At 73.7% G+C, this 17,379-nt stretch carries 13 protein-coding genes; 4 read left to right on the forward strand and 9 right to left on the reverse strand.

What is annotated here, in order from left to right; all coding sequences use genetic code 11:
• Nucleotides 1-71: 71 nt before the first annotated feature.
• A complete protein-coding gene (locus tag ACIP5K_RS31705; protein WP_401415098.1) occupies nt 72-389 on the reverse strand; it encodes a hypothetical protein in 318 nt (105 codons plus the stop codon).
• Between the two features lie 328 nt (nt 390-717).
• On the opposite strand from ACIP5K_RS31705, the gene ACIP5K_RS31710 reads away from it, so the two are divergent.
• Nucleotides 718-1,863 carry a PLP-dependent cysteine synthase family protein gene (locus tag ACIP5K_RS31710; RefSeq protein WP_401415327.1) on the forward strand — a complete coding sequence of 382 codons (1,146 nt, stop codon included), beginning with the start codon at nt 718-720 and terminating at the stop codon, nt 1,861-1,863.
• A gap of 58 nt (nt 1,864-1,921) precedes the next feature.
• Here the strand turns inward: ACIP5K_RS31710 and ACIP5K_RS31715 are convergent, their stop codons facing one another.
• The 3 genes from ACIP5K_RS31715 to ACIP5K_RS31725 all read right to left on the reverse strand — a co-directional run bounded on the left by ACIP5K_RS31715 (nt 1,922) and on the right by ACIP5K_RS31725 (nt 6,895).
• Nucleotides 1,922-2,410 carry an SRPBCC family protein gene (locus tag ACIP5K_RS31715; RefSeq protein ID WP_401415099.1) on the reverse strand — a complete coding sequence of 163 codons (489 nt, stop codon included), beginning with the start codon at nt 2,408-2,410 and terminating at the stop codon, nt 1,922-1,924.
• A 205-nt stretch (nt 2,411-2,615) separates the two neighbouring features.
• Nucleotides 2,616-2,906: an STAS domain-containing protein gene (locus tag ACIP5K_RS31720; protein WP_401415101.1), complete on the reverse strand. Its 291-nt coding sequence runs from the start codon at nt 2,904-2,906 to the stop codon at nt 2,616-2,618.
• The gene (locus tag ACIP5K_RS31725) at nt 2,906-6,895 is read right to left on the reverse strand and encodes a SpoIIE family protein phosphatase (RefSeq protein ID WP_401415329.1); all 3,990 of its coding nucleotides are present in this window, start codon (nt 6,893-6,895) and stop codon (nt 2,906-2,908) included. Before ACIP5K_RS31725 ends, ACIP5K_RS31720 begins: the two co-directional genes overlap by 1 nt.
• A 590-nt stretch (nt 6,896-7,485) precedes the next feature.
• Here ACIP5K_RS31725 and ACIP5K_RS31730 point away from each other — a divergent pair.
• Complete coding sequence (locus ACIP5K_RS31730; RefSeq protein ID WP_401415103.1) at nt 7,486-7,854, forward strand: STAS domain-containing protein; 369 nt, start codon at nt 7,486-7,488, stop codon at nt 7,852-7,854.
• Between the two features lie 72 nt (nt 7,855-7,926).
• Here ACIP5K_RS31730 and ACIP5K_RS31735 read toward each other — a convergent pair whose 3' ends face one another.
• The gene (locus ACIP5K_RS31735; RefSeq protein ID WP_401415105.1) at nt 7,927-8,772 is read right to left on the reverse strand and encodes a DeoR/GlpR family DNA-binding transcription regulator; all 846 of its coding nucleotides are present in this window, start codon (nt 8,770-8,772) and stop codon (nt 7,927-7,929) included.
• Nucleotides 8,773-8,983: 211 nt separating this feature from the next.
• Between ACIP5K_RS31735 and ACIP5K_RS31740 the strand changes: the two genes are divergently transcribed.
• Entirely contained in the window at nt 8,984-11,317 is a 2,334-nt protein-coding gene (locus ACIP5K_RS31740) for a hypothetical protein (protein WP_401415107.1), read from the forward strand.
• On the opposite strand, the gene ACIP5K_RS31745 is transcribed toward ACIP5K_RS31740, so the two are convergent.
• The 4 genes from ACIP5K_RS31745 to ACIP5K_RS31760 all read right to left on the reverse strand — a co-directional run bounded on the left by ACIP5K_RS31745 (nt 11,287) and on the right by ACIP5K_RS31760 (nt 15,924).
• Nucleotides 11,287-13,692, reverse strand: a complete 2,406-nt coding sequence (locus tag ACIP5K_RS31745; RefSeq protein WP_401415109.1) for a right-handed parallel beta-helix repeat-containing protein — start codon at nt 13,690-13,692, stop codon at nt 11,287-11,289. The two genes, ACIP5K_RS31740 and ACIP5K_RS31745, sit on opposite strands and share 31 nt — an antisense overlap.
• A gap of 127 nt (nt 13,693-13,819) precedes the next feature.
• Nucleotides 13,820-14,425: a hypothetical protein gene (locus ACIP5K_RS31750; RefSeq protein WP_401415111.1), complete on the reverse strand. Its 606-nt coding sequence runs from the start codon at nt 14,423-14,425 to the stop codon at nt 13,820-13,822.
• Nucleotides 14,426-14,559: 134 nt separating this feature from the next.
• Nucleotides 14,560-15,387, reverse strand: coding sequence for an MOSC domain-containing protein (locus ACIP5K_RS31755; protein WP_401415113.1), 828 nt, complete (start codon nt 15,385-15,387; stop codon nt 14,560-14,562).
• A 75-nt stretch (nt 15,388-15,462) separates the two neighbouring features.
• Nucleotides 15,463-15,924, reverse strand: coding sequence for a DUF6643 family protein (locus tag ACIP5K_RS31760; RefSeq protein ID WP_401415115.1), 462 nt, complete (start codon nt 15,922-15,924; stop codon nt 15,463-15,465).
• A gap of 202 nt (nt 15,925-16,126) precedes the next feature.
• Here ACIP5K_RS31760 and ACIP5K_RS31765 point away from each other — a divergent pair, with 202 nt between their 5' ends.
• The gene (locus ACIP5K_RS31765; RefSeq protein WP_401415331.1) at nt 16,127-17,359 is read left to right on the forward strand and encodes a TerD family protein; all 1,233 of its coding nucleotides are present in this window, start codon (nt 16,127-16,129) and stop codon (nt 17,357-17,359) included.
• The last annotated feature ends 20 nt before the right edge of the window (nt 17,360-17,379 follow it).

The raw sequence follows: 17,379 nt of genomic DNA on the forward strand, positions 1-17,379 counted from the left end.
GGGGGTGCGGGCGTGCAACTTCGGCCCGCGCCGACGCGGGGGCGGAGCGGGGGTGCGGGTGGCCGGCGACGCTACGCCGCGCCCCCCGTCGCCCTGCGCACCGCGTCGATGAACCGGCGGGCCGACGGCGGCCCCGCGTCCCCCTGGCGCTCCGCGCCGAGCCGCAGCAGATAGCGCCTGCCGTCGACCTCGGCGGTCGCGCGGTCCTCGGCGCCGAACCAGGGCCTGCCCGCACGGACTTCGCCCAGCGGCGCGCTGTCTATCTCGCTGCCGTAGCTGGTGAGCAGCTCCAGCCTGCCGTCCGTGATCCGGACCTGACCGGCCCGGGTCAGCGAGCGCAGTCCGCGCCCGATCCGCACGCCCGTCGCCGTGAACTCCGGCTCCGCCATGCCGCGTCGCCCCCTCCGAGTGCCTGTGTGCGGTGCAGTCTGCACGCACCGCGCCGGGAGCACCAGTGTGCCGGTGGCCGCCGCGCGCGCCAGGGGACGCATCCGGAATCCGCGCCTGTCCCCCGCCGCGCCCGCCCGCGTGGCCAGGCGTGCCTTTGAGGCTCCCAAAGGTGCGTTTATGCAGGTGAGAAGCGTGTGGAAGGTGTCTATGATCGAGGCGTCCGGTCATCTTCGACCGACCCGGCAGCGGTTCCACCGGCGCTCCCCGCAGGGGATGTCCGCGGGGCCGACGCTCGGAACGACGCGAAGGAGCCGCGTGGTGAGCACCATGGAGCAGGGCCGCACCGGGGGCGGGGAGCAGCCGCCCGCGGAGCCGATGCCGACCCTGGACGTCGATCACACGGACCCGGGCTACCGAAGCTGGCTGAAAGAAGCCGTGCGCAAGGTCCAGGCCGACAGCAACCGCTCGGCCGACACCCACCTGCTCCGCTTCCCGCTCCCCGAGCACTGGGGCATCGACCTCTATCTGAAGGACGAGTCGACCCACCCCACCGGCAGCCTCAAGCACCGCCTGGCCCGCTCGCTCTTCCTCTACGGCCTGTGCAACGGATGGATCCGCCCGGACCGCCCCGTGATCGAGGCGTCCAGCGGTTCGACGGCGGTCTCCGAGGCGTACTTCGCCAAGCTCATCGGGGTGCCCTTCATCGCGGTGATGCCCCGGACGACCAGCGCCGAGAAGTGCCGGCTGATTGAATTCCACGGCGGGCGCTGCCACTTCGTCGACGACTCCCGGACGATGTACGAGGAGGCGGCGGCGCTCGCGGCGCGCACCGGCGGCCACTACATGGACCAGTTCACGTACGCGGAGCGGGCCACGGACTGGCGCGGCAACAACAACATCGCCGAGTCGATCTACCGGCAGATGGAGCTGGAGCGCTACCCCTGTCCGGCGTGGATCGTCGCCACGGCCGGCACCGGCGGCACCTCGGCGACCCTCGCGCGCTACGTCCACTACATGCAGCACGACACCCGGATCTGCGTCGCCGACCCGGAGAACTCGTGCTTCTTCGAGGGCTGGACGACGAACGACCCCGACGCCACCAGCGACTGCGGCTCCCGCATCGAGGGCATCGGGCGTCCCCGCATGGAGCCGAGCTTCGTGCCGGGGGCGATCGACCGGATGATGAAGGTCCCCGACGCGGCGAGCGTCGCCGCGGTCCGCGTCCTGGAGGCCGTCATCGGCCGCAAGGCGGGCGGCTCGACCGGTACGGGCCTGTGGAGCGCCCTCAAGATCGTCGCCGAGATGGTCGCGGAGGGCCGCAGGGGGAGCGTGGTCACCCTGCTGTGCGACCCGGGCGACCGCTACCTGGACAAGTACTACTCGGACCAGTGGCTGGCGGACCAGGGACTGGACGTGGCGCCGTACCGGGAGGCGATCGAGCGGCTGCTCGCGTCGGGCGACCCCGCGGCCTGAGGGCGCCGCCGCGAGGACCGGCCGCGCCGGGGGCCGGGCCCCGACAGGGGCCGGGCCGTCACGCGGCGGCGGTGGACAACCGGCGTTCGAGGTTCCCCACCGCGTCCCGGAACGCCCGGCCGAGCCCGGACCGGCCGGCCCTCATCCCCGCGAGGAACAGCGCGGCACCGTCGGCGGCGAACGTCCACTGCACGCGGGCCCCGCCGGGCACCGGCGTGATCCGCCACTCCTCCAGCAGCGCCCGCACCCCCGGCGCGTTGGCCTCGTCGACCCGGTACGCGTAGACCTCGCCGGGCACGGCGGCCACGATCGTCTCCAGGAAGCGCCCGCCGCCCCTGAGCCGGACCTCCCGCCGCGGCCCGTCCGGGCCGGTCCCGGCCGGCCGCGCCAGGGTCACCGCGGAGAACCACTGCGGCCAGCCCTCGACGTCGTCCGCCAGCGCCCGGTACACCGCCCCCGGCGGCGCGGACACCTCGCGGGCGAACACCAGCCGCAGGGGAGCGGTCTCGACGAAGTCGAGACCGACCGGGAGAAGATGACGTGCCATGAGCGCTCAGCCCCCAGACAGGACGACGATCCCGGGGTCGGGCCCGCCCGAGCGGCAGCGGCGACGGCCCGGTCGACCGGGTGCGGTCACCCTAGCTGGCGACCCGTCAGATGTCTGTACCGCGTCCGTCGAGCGGTATCGGCCGCGAGAGCGCCCCCCGGTGCGAGGGCGCGGGATCCGGCGGCTGACCCGGGAGCCTCCCGGGTCAGCCGGCGGAGTGGGTCGTGGTGAGGTCGGACAGGCCGGACACCGTCAGGACCGGGTCGAGGAGCGGATTGCTGATCAGCTCGATGCGGTCGGCGTGCGGGAAGAGCACGCTCAGGCCCGCGCTGTCGAGGTACTCCACGGCACTGAAATCCAGCACGAGAGGGCCGGGCGTGCTGTCGAGCAGGGCGACCAGGTCGGCCGCGTTGCTCATGTCGATCTCGCCGACCGCGGTGAGGACGGCGACGCCGTCCGGCCTGCGGCCCGGCGTGAGGGTCAGAGGTGTGGTCATCAGGCGATCCTCGTGTGCATGTGGACGGTGGTCCCGGTGGGCGCCGGGGTGACGGTGACCTGCTGCATCAGGGCACGCATCAGTCCCAGCCCCCGGCCACGGTGGGAGTTCTGCTCGGGTTCGGGCGTCTTCCATCGCCCCGAGTCGGCGATCGTCAGACGCAGGTCCCCGACGAGGGCCTCGGCCCGGAAGCGGACGGCGGCGCCCGGCGCGTCGCGGTGTCCGTGCTCGATGGCGTTCGCACACGCCTCGCCGGCGGCCACCAGGATGTTCTGCACGGTGCCCGGCGGGATGTCGCACTGGGCCAGCCAGGTGCGCAGCGCCTTGCGGACGGGCGCGAGCTGGGCGGACTCCGCGGGGAAGGAGAGCTCCAGCGGCGCGGGGTGGCGGTACAGCAGCAGCGCGACGTCGTCGTCGTAGCCGTTGGCGGGGGCCAGCCGCGACATGACGTCGGTGGCGAGGTCGTTGACCGAGGACTCCCGGCCGTCCTGGAGCGCCGCGCCCGCCTGCCTTATCCCCACGTCGAGCGGGCGGCGCCGGCGCTCGACGAGCCCGTCGGTGTACAGCAGCAGAGTGGAGCGGGCGGGAATGACGCAGGTGCCCTCCGGACGCTGGGTGCCGGGCCGGACCGCCAGGGGGGTGGAGCGGCCGTCCTCCAGGAGCTGGGTGGTGCCGTCCGCGTGGGCCAGGATCCCCGGGGGATGACCGGCGCTTGAGTACGTCAGGCGCCCCGTCCCGGGATCGAGCACTCCGCAGAAGACCGTGGTGCACAGGGCGCCGGGCACACCGGCGGCGAAGTGGTCGAGCGCCATCAGCGTCTGCGCGGGACTGCCGTCCTGGAGCAGCAGCGCGCGGCAGGCACTGCGCAGCTGGCCCATGACGCTGGCGGCCTCCAGACCCCGGCCCACGCAGTCGCCGACGACGATGCCGATGCGCCCGTCGGGCAGGGCGACCGTGTCGTACCAGTCCCCGCCGACCTCCAGGGGCTGGGTGGCGGGTTCGTAGCGGACGGCGAAACCGTCGGGGAGGTGGGAGGGGCCGAGGATGGCGCGCTGGAGGGCGATGGCCGTCTCGCGCTGCTGGTCGATCTGGTGGGCGCGGACCAGCCCCTGGGCCAGGTGCCCGGCGAGCAGGGACAGCAGCAGCTGGTCCTGCTCGGAGAACGGCCGCTGCTCGCCGAGGTCCACCCAGAGCACGAGCGGGCCGTCGGGGTGTTCGAGGGCGATGGCGGCCGAACCCGGCGCGGCGGCGGGCGTCAGCGGTGTCCGGCCGCGCAGCTCGTCGAGCGCGTGGCGGCGGTCGGCGGACAGCTGCCGCCATTCCGGAGCCGGATCGGTGGCGGTCAGGGTCGGCTCGTCACCGCGTTCGAAGACGGCCGCCGTCACACACTGGGCGCGCCACAGGGTCTTGAGCTGGGCCAGCGCGCCGGCGAGCGCCTCGGGCAGGCTGGTGGCCTGCGACAGGGTGGTGTGCAGGGCCGCGAGGGCGCTCTCGCGCTGGATCGCGTAATGCTCCGCCGTGACGTCGCGGAAGGTGCCGACGACGACGGTGCGGCCGGTGTCGGGATCCTGGACCTGGTTGAACGTGGCGGTGACCCACAGCCGGTGGCCGTCGCGGTGGTCCACGGGGATGGTGTAGCTGCCCTGCGCGCGGTCCAGGAGGGTGCCGAACGCCTCGGCGACCTGCTGGTGCCCGACCGGGTCGGCGGCGGCGTCCGGCCACCAGGGGTGGACGGGCCGGTAGGGCAGACCGTCGGTGCCGTAGCCGAGGATGGTGGTGAAGGCGGTGTTGATCTCGATGACCGCGCCCTCCTCGTCGCACACGAAGAAGGCTTCCTGGAGCGAGTCGACCAGGGCGGTGCGCCAGCGGGCGTGGTGGGTGCGCAGCCGCGCCAGTTCGACGTTGGCACGGACCCGGGCGAGGAGTTCGGCGGCGGCGAACGGCTTGACGAGATAGTCGTCGGCGCCCGCCTGGAGGCCCTCGATGGAGGCCTCCTCACCGGCGCGGGCCGACAGCAGCACGACCGGCAGGGACGCCGTGCGCGGGTTGTCGCGCAGGGCGGCCACCAGGGCCAGGCCGTCCATGTGCGGCATCATCACGTCGCTGACCACGAGGTCGGGGGTCTGCGCGCGGACGGCCCGCAGGGCCTCGCGGCCGTCGCCGACGGTGTCGACCCGGTAGCCCGCGCCGCGCAGCAGCCGGCTCAGGTACTCGCGCATGTCGGCGTTGTCGTCGGCGACCAGCACCCGGGCCGGCACGCCGTCCCCGGGCCCGGCGGACGGCGCGGGGGCGTCGGACAGGACCGGCCCCCCGGCGGCGGTGCCGCCGGGCGCCTCGCCCGGCAGCCAGCGCAGGGCCTCCTGGACGTACGGGTCCGCGGTGAGCGACGGCGCGCCGGTGACCGTACCGCCGCGGACCGCGTCCTCGGGCAGATGGGCGGAGCCGAAGGGCAGCCGGATGGTGAAGCAGGTGCCCTCGCCCTCGACGCTGCGGGCGGTGATCTCGCCGCCGTGCAGGCCGATGAGCTCCTTGACCAGGGCCAGTCCGATGCCACTGCCCTCGTTGGAGCGGGAGCGGACGTTCTCGATGCGGTGGAACCGCTCGAACAGACGCGGCATCTCCGCGGCCGGCACGCCGATCCCCGTGTCGGCGACGCGCACCACGGCGGCGCCGTCCTCCGCCTCCACCGTGACCCGGATCGCGCCCTCGAAGGTGAACTTCAGCGCGTTGCTGAGCAGGTTGAGGACGGCCTTCTCCCACATGCTCCGGTCGACGTACACCGGCGCGGGCAGCGGGTCGCACGCCACCTGGAAGTCCAGCCCGGCCCGGTCGACGGCGGAGCGGAACACGCTGGCCAGCTCGCCGGTGACGGCGCCCAGGTCGACGGGTTCGTAGCTGGCCCGCATCCGGCCGGCCTCGATGCGGGAGAAGTCCAGCAGCGTGTTGACGAGCTTGCCCAGCCGCAGCCCGTTGCGGTGGATGAGGTCCAGCTCCTCGCGCACCTGCGCGTCGGCATCGCTGTCGGAGGCGGCGAACCGGCCGCGCAGTTCTTGCAGCGGCCCCATGATGAGCGTCAGCGGGGTGCGGAACTCGTGGCTGACGTTGGAGAAGAACGCGGTCTTCACCCGGTCGAGTTCGGCCAGCTCCTCGGCGCGGCGCTGCTGCGCCTGGTAGCTGCGGGCGCTGCCCACCGCCGTCGCCAGGTGCTTGGCGACCAGTTCCACGAAGCCGCGGTAGCCCTCGTCCAGGGCCCGGAAGCGGTTCAGGCCGGCCACCACGAAGCCGTACGGGGATCCGCCCTGGCGTTGCAGCGGCAGGGCGAGCGCCTGGGTGGGCGCCTGCGCGTCCGCGGCACCGGCCGGCGCCGGCCAGCCCTCGGCCAGGGATATCAGGGTCGTCTCGCCGCGGGCCGCGGCGGCGCTCGGCCACGGCGTGTGCGAGTCCGCCGGGACGCGCTCGGCGGCCCCGGGGTGGCCGGCCGGCACCCCGGTGGACGCGGCCAGGCGTGCGCTGCCGTCGTCCTCGAAGAGGTAGGTGAGGGTGAACGGCAGGTCGTGCGGGTTGCGGCTCAGCTGCGCGCAGGAGAAGTCGAGCATCTCGTGCTCGGTGGTGACGACACTGGGGTCGGAGCCGAGGTCGCGCAGGGTGCCCATCCGGCGGTCGCCGATGACGCGCTCGGTCTCCTCGCTGACCACGCAGAGCATGCCGACGACCAGGCCGTCGTCGTCGCGCAGCGGGCTGTAGGAGAACGTGTGGTAGCTCTCCTCGCGGTACCCCGAGCGCTCCAGGAACAGCAGCAGGGCCTCGTCCCAGGTCGCCTCGCCCGTGGTCAGGACGGCGTCGATCCGCGGACCGATGTCGTCCCAGATCTCCGCCCACACCTCCCGCGAGGGCCGTCCCAGCGCCCAGGGGTACTTCTGGCCGAGCGTGTCGCGGCGGTAGGCGTCGTTGCAGAAGAACGTCAGCTCCGGCCCCCACGCCATCCACATGGCGAACTTGGAGGACAACAGGATGCTGACGGCCGTCCGCAGACTCTGCGGCCAGTCCTCCGGCGCGCCGAGCGGCGTCGCCGCCCAGTCGACACTGGCGAGATCCGCGCCGACCCTCTCGTCGGCGGCGAAGACACCGGTCCCCGGTCCTGTCGGTACAGCGGACCCGCCCTCATCCCTGATGGTCACCGGACACCCTTTCGTTCACCCGACCCCTGAAGAACAGCGCGAGCGGTCGGTGCGGGGTGCCGCGGGGCGGTACGCGCATCGGACCGGGCCTCCCGGCCCTGTACTCGTTCCGGAGGCTCTGACGCGTTCCGTAGGATAAGCCAGCCGCAACGGGGGGCGGCAGCCGCATCGGTCCTGCTCAAAGTGGAGGGGCACCATGACAGCTGTGCAGCGAGTCGTCCGCACCGGGCCGGTGGGCGCGGCGCTGCGGCGCGCCCACCGCTCTTCGCGCCCGGGCGGACCGCCGGAACGCATCGACCACCTCGTACGCACACTTCACGCCGTTGTGGGCAGGGGGATCGGTGCCGCCTCCGCGCGGCCCGTCCCACAGCCTTCCTCAGCACGTCCTCACAGGAGAACAGGTGACTGACCACACCTTGACCGTCACACTGCTGCCACACGCCTCAGGAGCCAGTGTGCTGACCCTGGTGGGGGAAGTGGACCACCACACGGCCCCGGAGTTCCAGGCAGTCGTGGACCAGGCACCCTTCACCCCCGAGACCCCGGTGGTCATCGACCTGGCGGGACTCACGTACTGCGACTCCACCGGCATCACGGCGCTGATCAAGGCCCATCTGCGCGCCCACGACACCAGCACCCGGCTGGTCTTCGCCGCGCCCCACCACGACCTGATGCACCTGCTCCGCATCGTCGGCCTGGACCAGGTGTTCACCTTCTGCCCGACAGCGGCGGACGCGCTGGACGCGGTGCACCAGCCCACCGAGTCCTGAGGCGGCGGCTCCACCCGTCGCCCCGGTGTGTGCCGCGTCCCGTACGGACGCGGAACACACCGGGACGACGGGTCATCCGTCCGCGCCGGGCGCGCGGTGCCCCGGGCCGTCCGGCTCACCGGCGACGACGAGCCGCAGCTGCTCGGGGATCTCCAGCCGGGCCTCGACCGGCAGCCCCGCGTCCGTCACCAGCGTGTCCACCTGGTCGAGCGCGGCGAAGGAACTCAGCCCCACCGTCCCCCACTTGGTGTGGTCGGCGACCACGACCACCCGCCGCGCGGACTGGACCAGCCGCCTGTTGGTCTCCGCCTCCGCCAGGTTCGGCGTCGACAGACCCGCCTGCGGGCTTATCCCGTGCACGCCGAGGAACAGCACGTCGAAGTGGAGGGCCGCGATCGCCTGGTCGGCCACCGGCCCCACCAGCGAGTCCGACGGCGTACGCACCCCACCGGTGAGCACCACCGTCGCCGCGCCCTGCCGGGTGCCCGCGGTGCGCTGCGCGGCGTGGAACACGTCCGCCACCCGCACCGAATTGGTCACCACCGTCAGGTCCGGCACGTCGAGCAGGTGCTGCGCCAGCGCGTACGTCGTCGTCCCCCCGGACAGGGCGATCGCCGTCCCGGGCGCGGCCAGCGGGGCCGCGGCCCGCGCGATGTCCTCCTTGGCCGTCAGCTCCAGACCCGACTTGGCCTCGAAGCCCGGCTCGTGACTGCTCGCCTCGACCACGGGGACCGCCCCGCCGTGCACCTTCTCCAGCACGCCCTGCCGGGCCAGCGCGTCCAGGTCCCGCCGGACCGTCATGTCGGAGACGCCGAGCTTCCTCGTCAGCTCGTTGACCCGCACGCCGCCGCGGCGCCGCACCTCGTCGAGGATCAGGGCGCGGCGCTGCTCCGCGAGGAGGTTCTGATTCTCGCTCACGTCCCGTCGGGTCCTTTCGCATCGTCCCCTTGGCCCCGGTCCACCGGGGCGGGGATCCCGTCATCCTCGCACGCGCCACCGACACCCGTCCCACCACCCGCACCCGCCACCAGGAGGTTCGGCTCGAAAGGAGCGAGGAGATTCCGTGACGGGGGATGCGCGCGGGGGTGCGGAGGCGGAATCCTGGTGTCCGTCGGAACGGGGGACCCACATGGCGACGACGCCGGAACAGCACACCACCAGCACGGTCGCGGACGGGACCGCGCTGGAACTCCTCGTGCACGGCGTGGGCGGCACCACACCGGCGGAGATGCTCGGCGACCCGCGCACCGTGCGGGTCTCGGGCGACGGGACCGCGGCCGTCTACCGCCGCGCCGAGGACGTCGACGCCGAGAGCAGACCGGACGACTACCGCGGCCGACCCGTCCCCGAAGCGTACGTGTGGTGCAACCTCACGTCGGGCAACGGCTCACGGGCCCTGTGGCTGATCCTGCTGCCCTTCATGGTCGTGAACCTCGCCCACTGGATGCGCCCCAACGCGCTGCGCAGGACCCGCACCGTCCGCCTCTACGGCCTCCTCGTCCGCCTCGCCGGCCTCACCCTCACCGTGCTGCTCGTCGCCACCGCCTGCGAGGTCGCGCTCGACCTGACCGCCTGGCAGTGCGCGGGCACCCCGGCCTGCGCCGCGCGCAGGACCTGGCTCGGCTTCCTCGCCGACGGCTGGTGGAGCCAGCCCGGCCGCAGGCTCGCCCTCGCCGCCCTCGTGCCCACCGGACTGACCGTCCTGCTCTGGTACCTCGCCCACCGCACCTGGAGCGCGTACGAGGCCCAGCGCCCGCTGCCGCACCAGCCCGAACCGGACGACGGCTCCGCGGACAACGCGCTGGCGAGGCCCGGATTCTGGTACGGACGCCGGCTGGTCTCCCGGCTGCGCGCCGCCCACACCGCGGCGGGCCTGCTGACCGTGGCGGCGGCCGTCGGCACCTCGGCCGCCCGCTACGATCGGCGCGCGGGCGGCCCCGTGCTCCTCGACGTCCTTGGCCGGGTGCTCGAAGGCGCCCTCCTCGCGGGCCTCCTCGCCGTCCTCGCCGTCGTCGTGCTGCGCGGCCGCACCGAGGAGCGGCTCGACCTCGACCTGGACCGCACCCTGGCCCGCGTCCTGCCCTACGGAGCCCTGACCCTCCTCGCCCTGACCATGCTCTACGCGGGCTGGTCCCGCCCCCGCTGGCACTCCTCGGGACGGCTGCCGGGCGACGCCGCGTTCGGCGCGATCGCCCTCGCGCAGGTCGCCCTCGTGGTCCTCCTCGCCGTGGTGGCGAAGGCGATCTACCGCACGGCCGTCGACCGGCGCACCGCCCTGCGGGGCCTCGGCGGACCCGCCACGGCGATGCTGGCCTGCGCCCTCGGCGGCGTGATGACCGGCGGCGTCGCACAGCGCGTCGCCGACTGGCTGGACGGCACCAGCGGCCTGATCCCGGGCCCGCCGGTGCTGCTGTCCTGGCAGGCGTCCGTCATCCCGCCGCTGCTCGTCGTCCTCGCCGTCGTGTGCGCCGTCCTCGCCGTGGGCACGCTGCGCAGGAAGAAGGCCGAGACGCGCCGCGTCGTGAGCGACTACCACCTGGACGCGCACGCCGGCCCGGACGGCGAACGCCCGGACCACGCCCGGACGTCGGCCATCGCCGGCACGCGCGCGCGGGCTGTCCTGACCGACCGGACCCCCGTGATCATCGGCGTGGTCTCGTCCGTGACGCTCCTCCTCGGCGGCCTCGCCGTCGCCGGGGCCTGGGCCACCGACCAGGTCCCGGGAACGGCCGCCGAGGGCACGTTCCCGCTGCTGGAGGGCGCCGCCGACACCGCACAGGCGCTCGGCTCCTGGCTGATCGGCGTCGGCTTCATACTGTTCGTGACCTGGGGCCGCCGCGCCTACAAGGACCCCTCGGCCCGCCGCACCATCGGCATCCTGTGGGACGTCGGCACCTTCTGGCCGCGCGCCGCCCACCCCTTCGCACCGCCCTGCTACGCGGAGCGCGCCGTGCCCGACCTGACCTGGCGCATGGCCGCCTGGACCCGCACCACCGGCGGCCGGCTCATCCTCTCCGGCCACTCACAGGGCAGCGTCCTCGCGGCGGCCGCCGCCTGGCAGCTCCCGCCGTCGGTACGGCGACGCGTCGGCCTGCTCACCTACGGCTCGCCCCTGGAGCGGCTCTACGGGCGCTGGTTCCCGGCGCAGTTCGGCCCGGCCGCCCTGGCGTCCTTGCACCGCCAGGTCGACTGCTGGCGCAACCTGCACCGCGAGACCGACCCCATCGGCGGCCCGATCGACCTGCCGGGCGACTGCGGCCCCGCGGTCGACCACCCCGCCCTCCGGGACCCGCTCGCCTACGGCCGCACCGAGCGGCACCCGCTGCCCGCCCCGATCCTGGGCCACGGCGACTACCAGGCGGACCCGGTCTTCGCCGAGGAGCGGGCCCGCCTGCTGGCCCGCCTGCGGCACGCGGTGCCCACCCCGCGGACTCAGGGCAGCTCGGGCAGGTCGTCCGGGTAGAGGAGCGTCAGGTCGTCCGTGCTCGGCTCGCCGAGCTGGGCGACCCGCCCCGCGTGCCGCTCCACCATCGACTCGAACGTCTGCCGGGCCGTGCGGCCGTTGCCGAACGCCGGGCCCTTGGGCAGCGCCGTGAAGTACTTCAGGAGCGCTTCCGCCGTCCCGGTGCCGAGCCGGTACTCGTGCTCGTCCGTCTGCTGCTCCACGATCCGCAGCAGCTCGTCGGGCACGTAGTCGGAGAACGTGATGGTCCGTGAGAAGCGGGACGCCACCCCGGGGTTGACCGACAGGAACCGCTCCATCTCCGCCGTGTACCCGGCGACGATCACGACCACCGCGTCCCGCTGGTCCTCCATGAGCTTCACCAGCGTGTCGATCGCCTCACGGCCGAAGTCGCGCCCCGAGTCCTCGGGGGACAGGGCGTACGCCTCGTCGATGAACAGCACACCGCCGTGCGCCCGCTGGAACGCCTCCTGGGTGCGGATCGCGGTCGACCCGATGTGCTCGCCGACCAGATCGACCCGGGACACCTCCACGAGGTGCCCCTTCTCCAGGACACCGAGAGAGGCCAGAATCTCGCCGTACAGCCGGGCCACCGTCGTCTTGCCGGTACCGGGGGAGCCCGTGAACACCAGGTGGCGGCGGACCGAGGCCGCCTTGAGCCCGGCCTCCTGCCGCCTGCGCCCCACCTCGATCATGTCGGTGAGCGCCCGCACCTCGCGCTTGACGCTCTCCAGGCCCACCAGCGTGTCCAGCTCGCCGAGCACCGCGTCCGACGAGCGGGCGGGCGGCTCCTCGACGGGCGCCTCGGCCCGCTGTTCGGGGAGCCCGCCGAGCAGGCCCACGGTCTGCGTCGCGGACTGCGTCTGCACGGCGGGCTGCGGGGCGGCGGGCGCCCCGGGCCTTATCCCGCCGCTCTCGTCGCTCGTACACTCCTCGACCAACGGGCCGTCCTCCGCGAACTCGTAGCCGCCCCGCGAGCAGCGCTCCGTACGGCACTTCTTCAGGGTCGTGCGGCAGCCGTCGATGACGTGGAAGCCGTAGCCCTCACTGCCCGTCACCCGGCAGCCCTGGAACGTGCCCCGGCCGCCCGCGGAGACGTAGAAACCCGCCTCGGCGGGGGAGGTCACCGTGCAGCGGTCGATCGTCGGGTCGGCGCCCTTGGTGACGATGACACCCGTCTGGATCGCGTCGACCGTGCAGTTGGCGAGCGTGCCGCCGCTGCCGTGGTCGCGGAACCAGGCGCCGGTCGCGGCCTCCCGGATCCGGCAGTCGTCCAGCTGCGCCGTGGCACCGTCGCTCACCGACACCGCCGTGTTGCGCACCTGCGACAGATCGCTGTCGACGACGTCCACGCGCGAGCCGCGGTCCAGCACGAACAGCGCGTCCGGCACGTCGTGCACCCGGCACGCGTCCAGGACGGCGGTCGCGCCGTCACTGACCCACACCGCCGGGTAGTCGCCCGTGCTGTCGTGGATCTCGCACTGATTGGCGTCCACGCGCGTGCCCGGGTCCCACACCGACAGGCCGTTGCGCCCGAACTGCCGGACGGTGGACCGCGTCAGCGTCAGGACGGACCGGGAGCGCAGGTCCACCGCGTTCTCCGGGATGTCGTGGATGTGGCAGTCCGCGAGGGTGAGCACCGCGTCCGTGTCGAGGGTGACACCGTCGCCCGTCGTGCGGTGCACGTCGCAGTTGGTCAGGTGGGCGGTGGCCCGGCCGGTGATCTGCACGCCCGAGCCCTTGATCTCATAGATCTCGCAGCCCACGGCCTCCAGGCCGCTGTGCTCGCCCGTCGCCGAGAGCCCGGAGCCCGACGCGTGGTGCACCCGGCAGCGCTCCAGGCGCGGGTGCGCGCCGCCGCGCACCGCCACGCCCGCCTGCCCGGCCGCGACGACCTCGCACTCCTCGAAGACGCCGCCCCCGCCGTCCAGGACGGCGATGCCGATGCCGCCGGGATTGTCGACGGTGCAGCGCCGCACGGTGGGGCGGGCCCCGCCGCGCACCTCGATGCCGGACGCGGAGCGGGTGACGACCCGCACGTCGATCAGCTCGGGCGCGCCCTCCTCGACGAGGAGCGCGGGGGCCGCGGAGTCCTGGCCCTCCACGTGCAGGTCCTGCACCGTCGCCGACGCGCGGACGGTCAGCGGGACCCCGTCGACCGGCGCGATGCGCACCGAGCCGGGGGAGCCCTCGGGGCCGCGCAGCGTCACCGCGCGCTGCACGATCAGATTCTCCCGGTACGTGCCCGGGGCGACGGTCAGCACGTCGCCGTCTCCGGCCGCTTCGAGAGCGGCGGCCAACGACGCGTACTCACCTGTGCGACGCCGCCACCGTGATGTGCCGGTGTGCGTCACCTGGACCGTGCCCTGTGCCATAACGGTGCTGTGCCCCCACCTCGTCGTACGCGGGTCCTGCTCACGCCCTGACGGGCGCACTTCCTGAGAAAGGTGGGTCCACCGTAGCGCGCGCGGGGCACGGCAGTTGACCGGAGTGGCGACCCCGTCAGCTGCCCGTGCCGGTCCTGCCCCAGTCGGGGCCCGCGATGTCCCAGGCGTGGTCCCAGCGCGCGTACCGGCGACGCACCATCCGCCACACGACCAGCCGGCGCGTGCCCTCGAGGACGGCGCCGACGGCGGCCGCCGTGCCGAACCCGGCCAGCACCGCGTGGGTGGCCGCGGTCGCCCGGTCCAGCGGACGGCCCACCACGCGGCCCCGCTCGTCGGTCCACAGCGGGAACGTGTCTCCCCGGTGCGGGGACCGGAGGGCGGCGACGACCCGGTCGCGGTGCGCCGTGCCGTCCGGCGCCGTCCAGGTCGCGACCACGCGGCTGTGCGCGTCCCGCGCGGTCGAGGTCTCGGGGTCGGAGTCGAGGGGCGGCTGGGCCACGGTGCGCACGACAGTCGCGGTGATCTCGTGCCGCCGGTGGTGCTGCTCGCTCACGGAGCGGTACAGCGCGTCGCGTGAGAGGGAGCCCGCCACCACACCGGCGACCGGTGCGGCGACGACGATGAGGACCAGTGCGGCCAGCGCGATCCAGGCCTCGGCCCGATCGGTCCCGCGGCGCAGTGGATTGTGCCGCCAGCGCCAGATCCCGGTGATCGCCCGCACAGTCCGCCCCCCTTCCGCGTCCGTCCCAGCCCGGACGGCAGCGCCCACGCGCCGGTGTCTCCGGCCCTGCCCATTGTCCCCCAACCCGTCCGACGTGCCGCCGGGTTCCCCTTCCGGGTGACGGTTATTCGACGCTATTCGATGACGGTGAACGGGTCCCCGAGCCGGACCGGGCCGGTCGACTCCGGGATCAGGTTCGTGCCGAAGCACAGCTGGTCGCCGAAGCGGCGGTGCCGGGCGAGGGTGCGCAGTGGTTCCTTGCCGCGCTCCGCCGTCTCCTGGTTCGTGGTGGTCACCACGCAGCGGCCGCTCTTCTTGGCGACCCGGAACGTGACCTCGCCTATCGCGACCCTGGTCCAGTCGTCCTCGGCCCAGGGGGAGGTGCCCGAGACGACCACATTCGGCCGGAAACGGTTCATGGGCAGGGGGCCCTCGTCCGCGTGGTCGCCCTGGGCGATGAGGGAGTTGAGGGCGTCGAGGGAGGAGAGGGTGGTGAGCAGCAGGGGATAGCCGTCGGCGAAGCTGACCGTCTCGCCGGGCCGGGCGTACGCGGGATCGACCGGGCGACGGGTCGCCGGATCGTCCAGATGCATGAGGCGGACCTCGGTCTCCAGGCGGGCGCTCCACCAGGCGTGCGCCGCGTCCGCCGCGGGCACGGCCTCCACCTTGTCGCGCCACACCTCGATGGTGGCCGTCGGACCCGGCGCGGGCACCTCGACCGTCAGGGACCGCGTCCCGGGCGCGGACACCCTGAGGGCGCCGCCGGGCAGCAGACCGGCGGCGGCCAGCGCGAGCCGCGGATGCGGCCGCTGGGTGATCATCTTGTTCGACGCGTCGACCAGGACCCAGCGCCGGTCCCCCGCGAGCCCCCACGGTTCCACGACCGCCTCGCGCGGTGCGTGCCCCCGAACCGCCTTCAACGGGTAGACATGGATCGAACTGAGCACAGGCTGCTGCGACATGGGGCCATCCTGCCAGCAGGCACCGACAACCCCATGTGCGGGCCGTGCGTGGAGGCCGTCGCGACGGCCTCCCGCTCAGTAACCCCGGTACTGCTGACGGTTGTACGGATCCTCGTACGGGGCGGGCGCGGGCCGCGGCGCGGCCGGGCGCATCGCCTCGTAGCCGGTGCCGGGAGCCTGCCGCTGCGGCTGGTGCTGCTGGCCCTGGTAGCCACGCGGCGCGGCCGTCTGCTGCGGGATGTACGCGGTCGGGGCGGCCTGCATGTGCGCGGGCTGCATCTGCGCCGGCTGCATGTGCGCGGACTGCTGGGGCGGGTAGCCGTACTGCGGCGCTTGGGCGGAGGGACCGGAAGGCAGTGCGGGCAACGCGGCCGGAAGCGCGGGAAGATGGCTACCGGTGTCGTACGCGGAGGGGACCCGGATCGGGGCGATCTGGGGTGTGCCCCGCTCTGCGACGAGGGAGTCGTAGATCGGGGTGTCCGGGAAGGACGGCGCGGAGTAGTAACCGCCGCCATAGGTGGAGCGGGGGGAGGTCATGGCACATAAGTTAAGCCCACGATGTGGTCGATGGGGTAGCCCGATAAGAGGGTTCTTTTGCGGGTCGGGTGTGACCGTGCATCCCCAATGCGAGCGAACTCGGCAAAAACGGTCGTTGTGCGGCGTTAGATTCGTGTAAAGGGCGAGTTTTCGGCGGGTCATCACGTCGCCGGTCCCGCCGGTGAAGGGGACAGACATGAGCATGGGCAAGGGAACGAACGTCGCGGTGGGGGCGTCGGCGGTCCGCGTCGAACTGGGGTGGCGCGGCGGCCCCGGCGTGCCCGACGCGGACGCCTCGGCGCTCCTGCTCGCCGCCGGGCGGGTCCGCTCCGACGCGGATTTCGTGTTCTACAACCAGCCCGCCCACGCGTCCGGCGCGGTACGGCACGAGGCCAAGACGACCACGTCCGGCGCCGTGACCGACACACTGTCCGTGGACCTCGCGCGCGTGGAGCCGGACATCGAGCGGATCGTCCTCGCCGCGTCGGCCGACGGCGGCGCCTTCGGCCAGGTGCCCGGGCTCCACATCCGCGTCCTCGACGCCTCCTCCGGCGCCGAGCTCGCCCGCTTCGACAGCACGGACGCCACGGTCGAGACGGCGTTCGTCCTGGGGGAGCTGTACCGGCGCCAGGGCGGCTGGAAGTTCCGCGCGGTCGGCCAGGGCTACGACACGGGCCTGGCCGGACTCGCCACCGACTTCGGGATCACGGTCGACGAGCCGCAGCGGACGGCCGCCCGACCGGCGCCCGCCACGCCACCGCCGATGCCCGCGACGCCGCCGCCCGCCGCCGGGCCCGTCCGCCTCACCAAGGTGACGCTCACCAAGGCCGCCCCCTCGGTCTCCCTGGCCAAGCAGGGCGGCACCTCGGGGGCGATGCGCGTGAACCTCAACTGGGAGACGCGCAAGCAGTTCAGCGGCTGGGGCGGCAGGCGCGGCCGGGCGACCGCCGGCCACCGCGACCTGGATCTCGACCTGTGCGCCCTGTACGAGCTCGCCGACGGCCGCAAGGGCGTCGTCCAGGCGCTGGGCAACGCCTTCGGGGCGCTGCACCAGCCGCCGTACATCCACCTCGACGGCGACGACCGCACCGGCGGCGTGGCCGCGGGCGAGAACCTCACGATCAACCTCGACCACAAGGCCGCGCTGCGGCGCGTGCTCATCTTCGTGACCATCTACGAAGGCGCGCGCAGCTTCGCCGACCTGCACGCCACGGTCACCCTCTCGCCCCTGGGCGGGGCGCCGATCGACTTCTCCCTCGACGAGTGCACGGTCCCCTCCACGGTGTGCGCGCTCGCCCTCATCACCCACGACGGCGCCGACCTGACCGTCCGCCGCGAGGCCCGCTACCTGGTGCCCGAGCGGGGCGTCAGCCCGCAGCGCACCGTGGACCGCGCCTACGACTGGGGCATGGACTGGACCCCGGGCCGCAAGTAGGACGCCCGCAGGGAGGCGAG

It is taken from the genome of Streptomyces sp. NPDC088785, from assembly GCF_044750685.1.
In the GTDB taxonomy this organism is placed as follows: domain Bacteria; phylum Actinomycetota; class Actinomycetes; order Streptomycetales; family Streptomycetaceae; genus Streptomyces.

Excerpts from the sequence above, each read along its gene's own strand:
- ACIP5K_RS31705 (WP_401415098.1), bottom strand. The coding sequence starts at position 389 with ATGGCGGAGCCGGAGTTCACGGCGACGGGCGTGCGGATCGGGCGCGGA.
- ACIP5K_RS31710 (WP_401415327.1), top strand. The coding sequence starts at position 718 with ATGGAGCAGGGCCGCACCGGGGGCGGGGAGCAGCCGCCCGCGGAGCCG.
- ACIP5K_RS31715 (WP_401415099.1), bottom strand. The coding sequence starts at position 2,410 with ATGGCACGTCATCTTCTCCCGGTCGGTCTCGACTTCGTCGAGACCGCT.
- ACIP5K_RS31720 (WP_401415101.1), bottom strand. The coding sequence starts at position 2,906 with ATGACCACACCTCTGACCCTCACGCCGGGCCGCAGGCCGGACGGCGTC.
- ACIP5K_RS31725 (WP_401415329.1), bottom strand. The coding sequence starts at position 6,895 with ATGTGGATGGCGTGGGGGCCGGAGCTGACGTTCTTCTGCAACGACGCC.
- ACIP5K_RS31740 (WP_401415107.1), top strand. The coding sequence starts at position 8,984 with ATGGCGACGACGCCGGAACAGCACACCACCAGCACGGTCGCGGACGGG.
- ACIP5K_RS31745 (WP_401415109.1), bottom strand. The coding sequence starts at position 13,692 with ATGGCACAGGGCACGGTCCAGGTGACGCACACCGGCACATCACGGTGG.
- ACIP5K_RS31755 (WP_401415113.1), bottom strand. The coding sequence starts at position 15,387 with ATGTCGCAGCAGCCTGTGCTCAGTTCGATCCATGTCTACCCGTTGAAG.
- ACIP5K_RS31760 (WP_401415115.1), bottom strand. The coding sequence starts at position 15,924 with ATGACCTCCCCCCGCTCCACCTATGGCGGCGGTTACTACTCCGCGCCG.
- ACIP5K_RS31765 (WP_401415331.1), top strand. The coding sequence starts at position 16,127 with ATGGGCAAGGGAACGAACGTCGCGGTGGGGGCGTCGGCGGTCCGCGTC.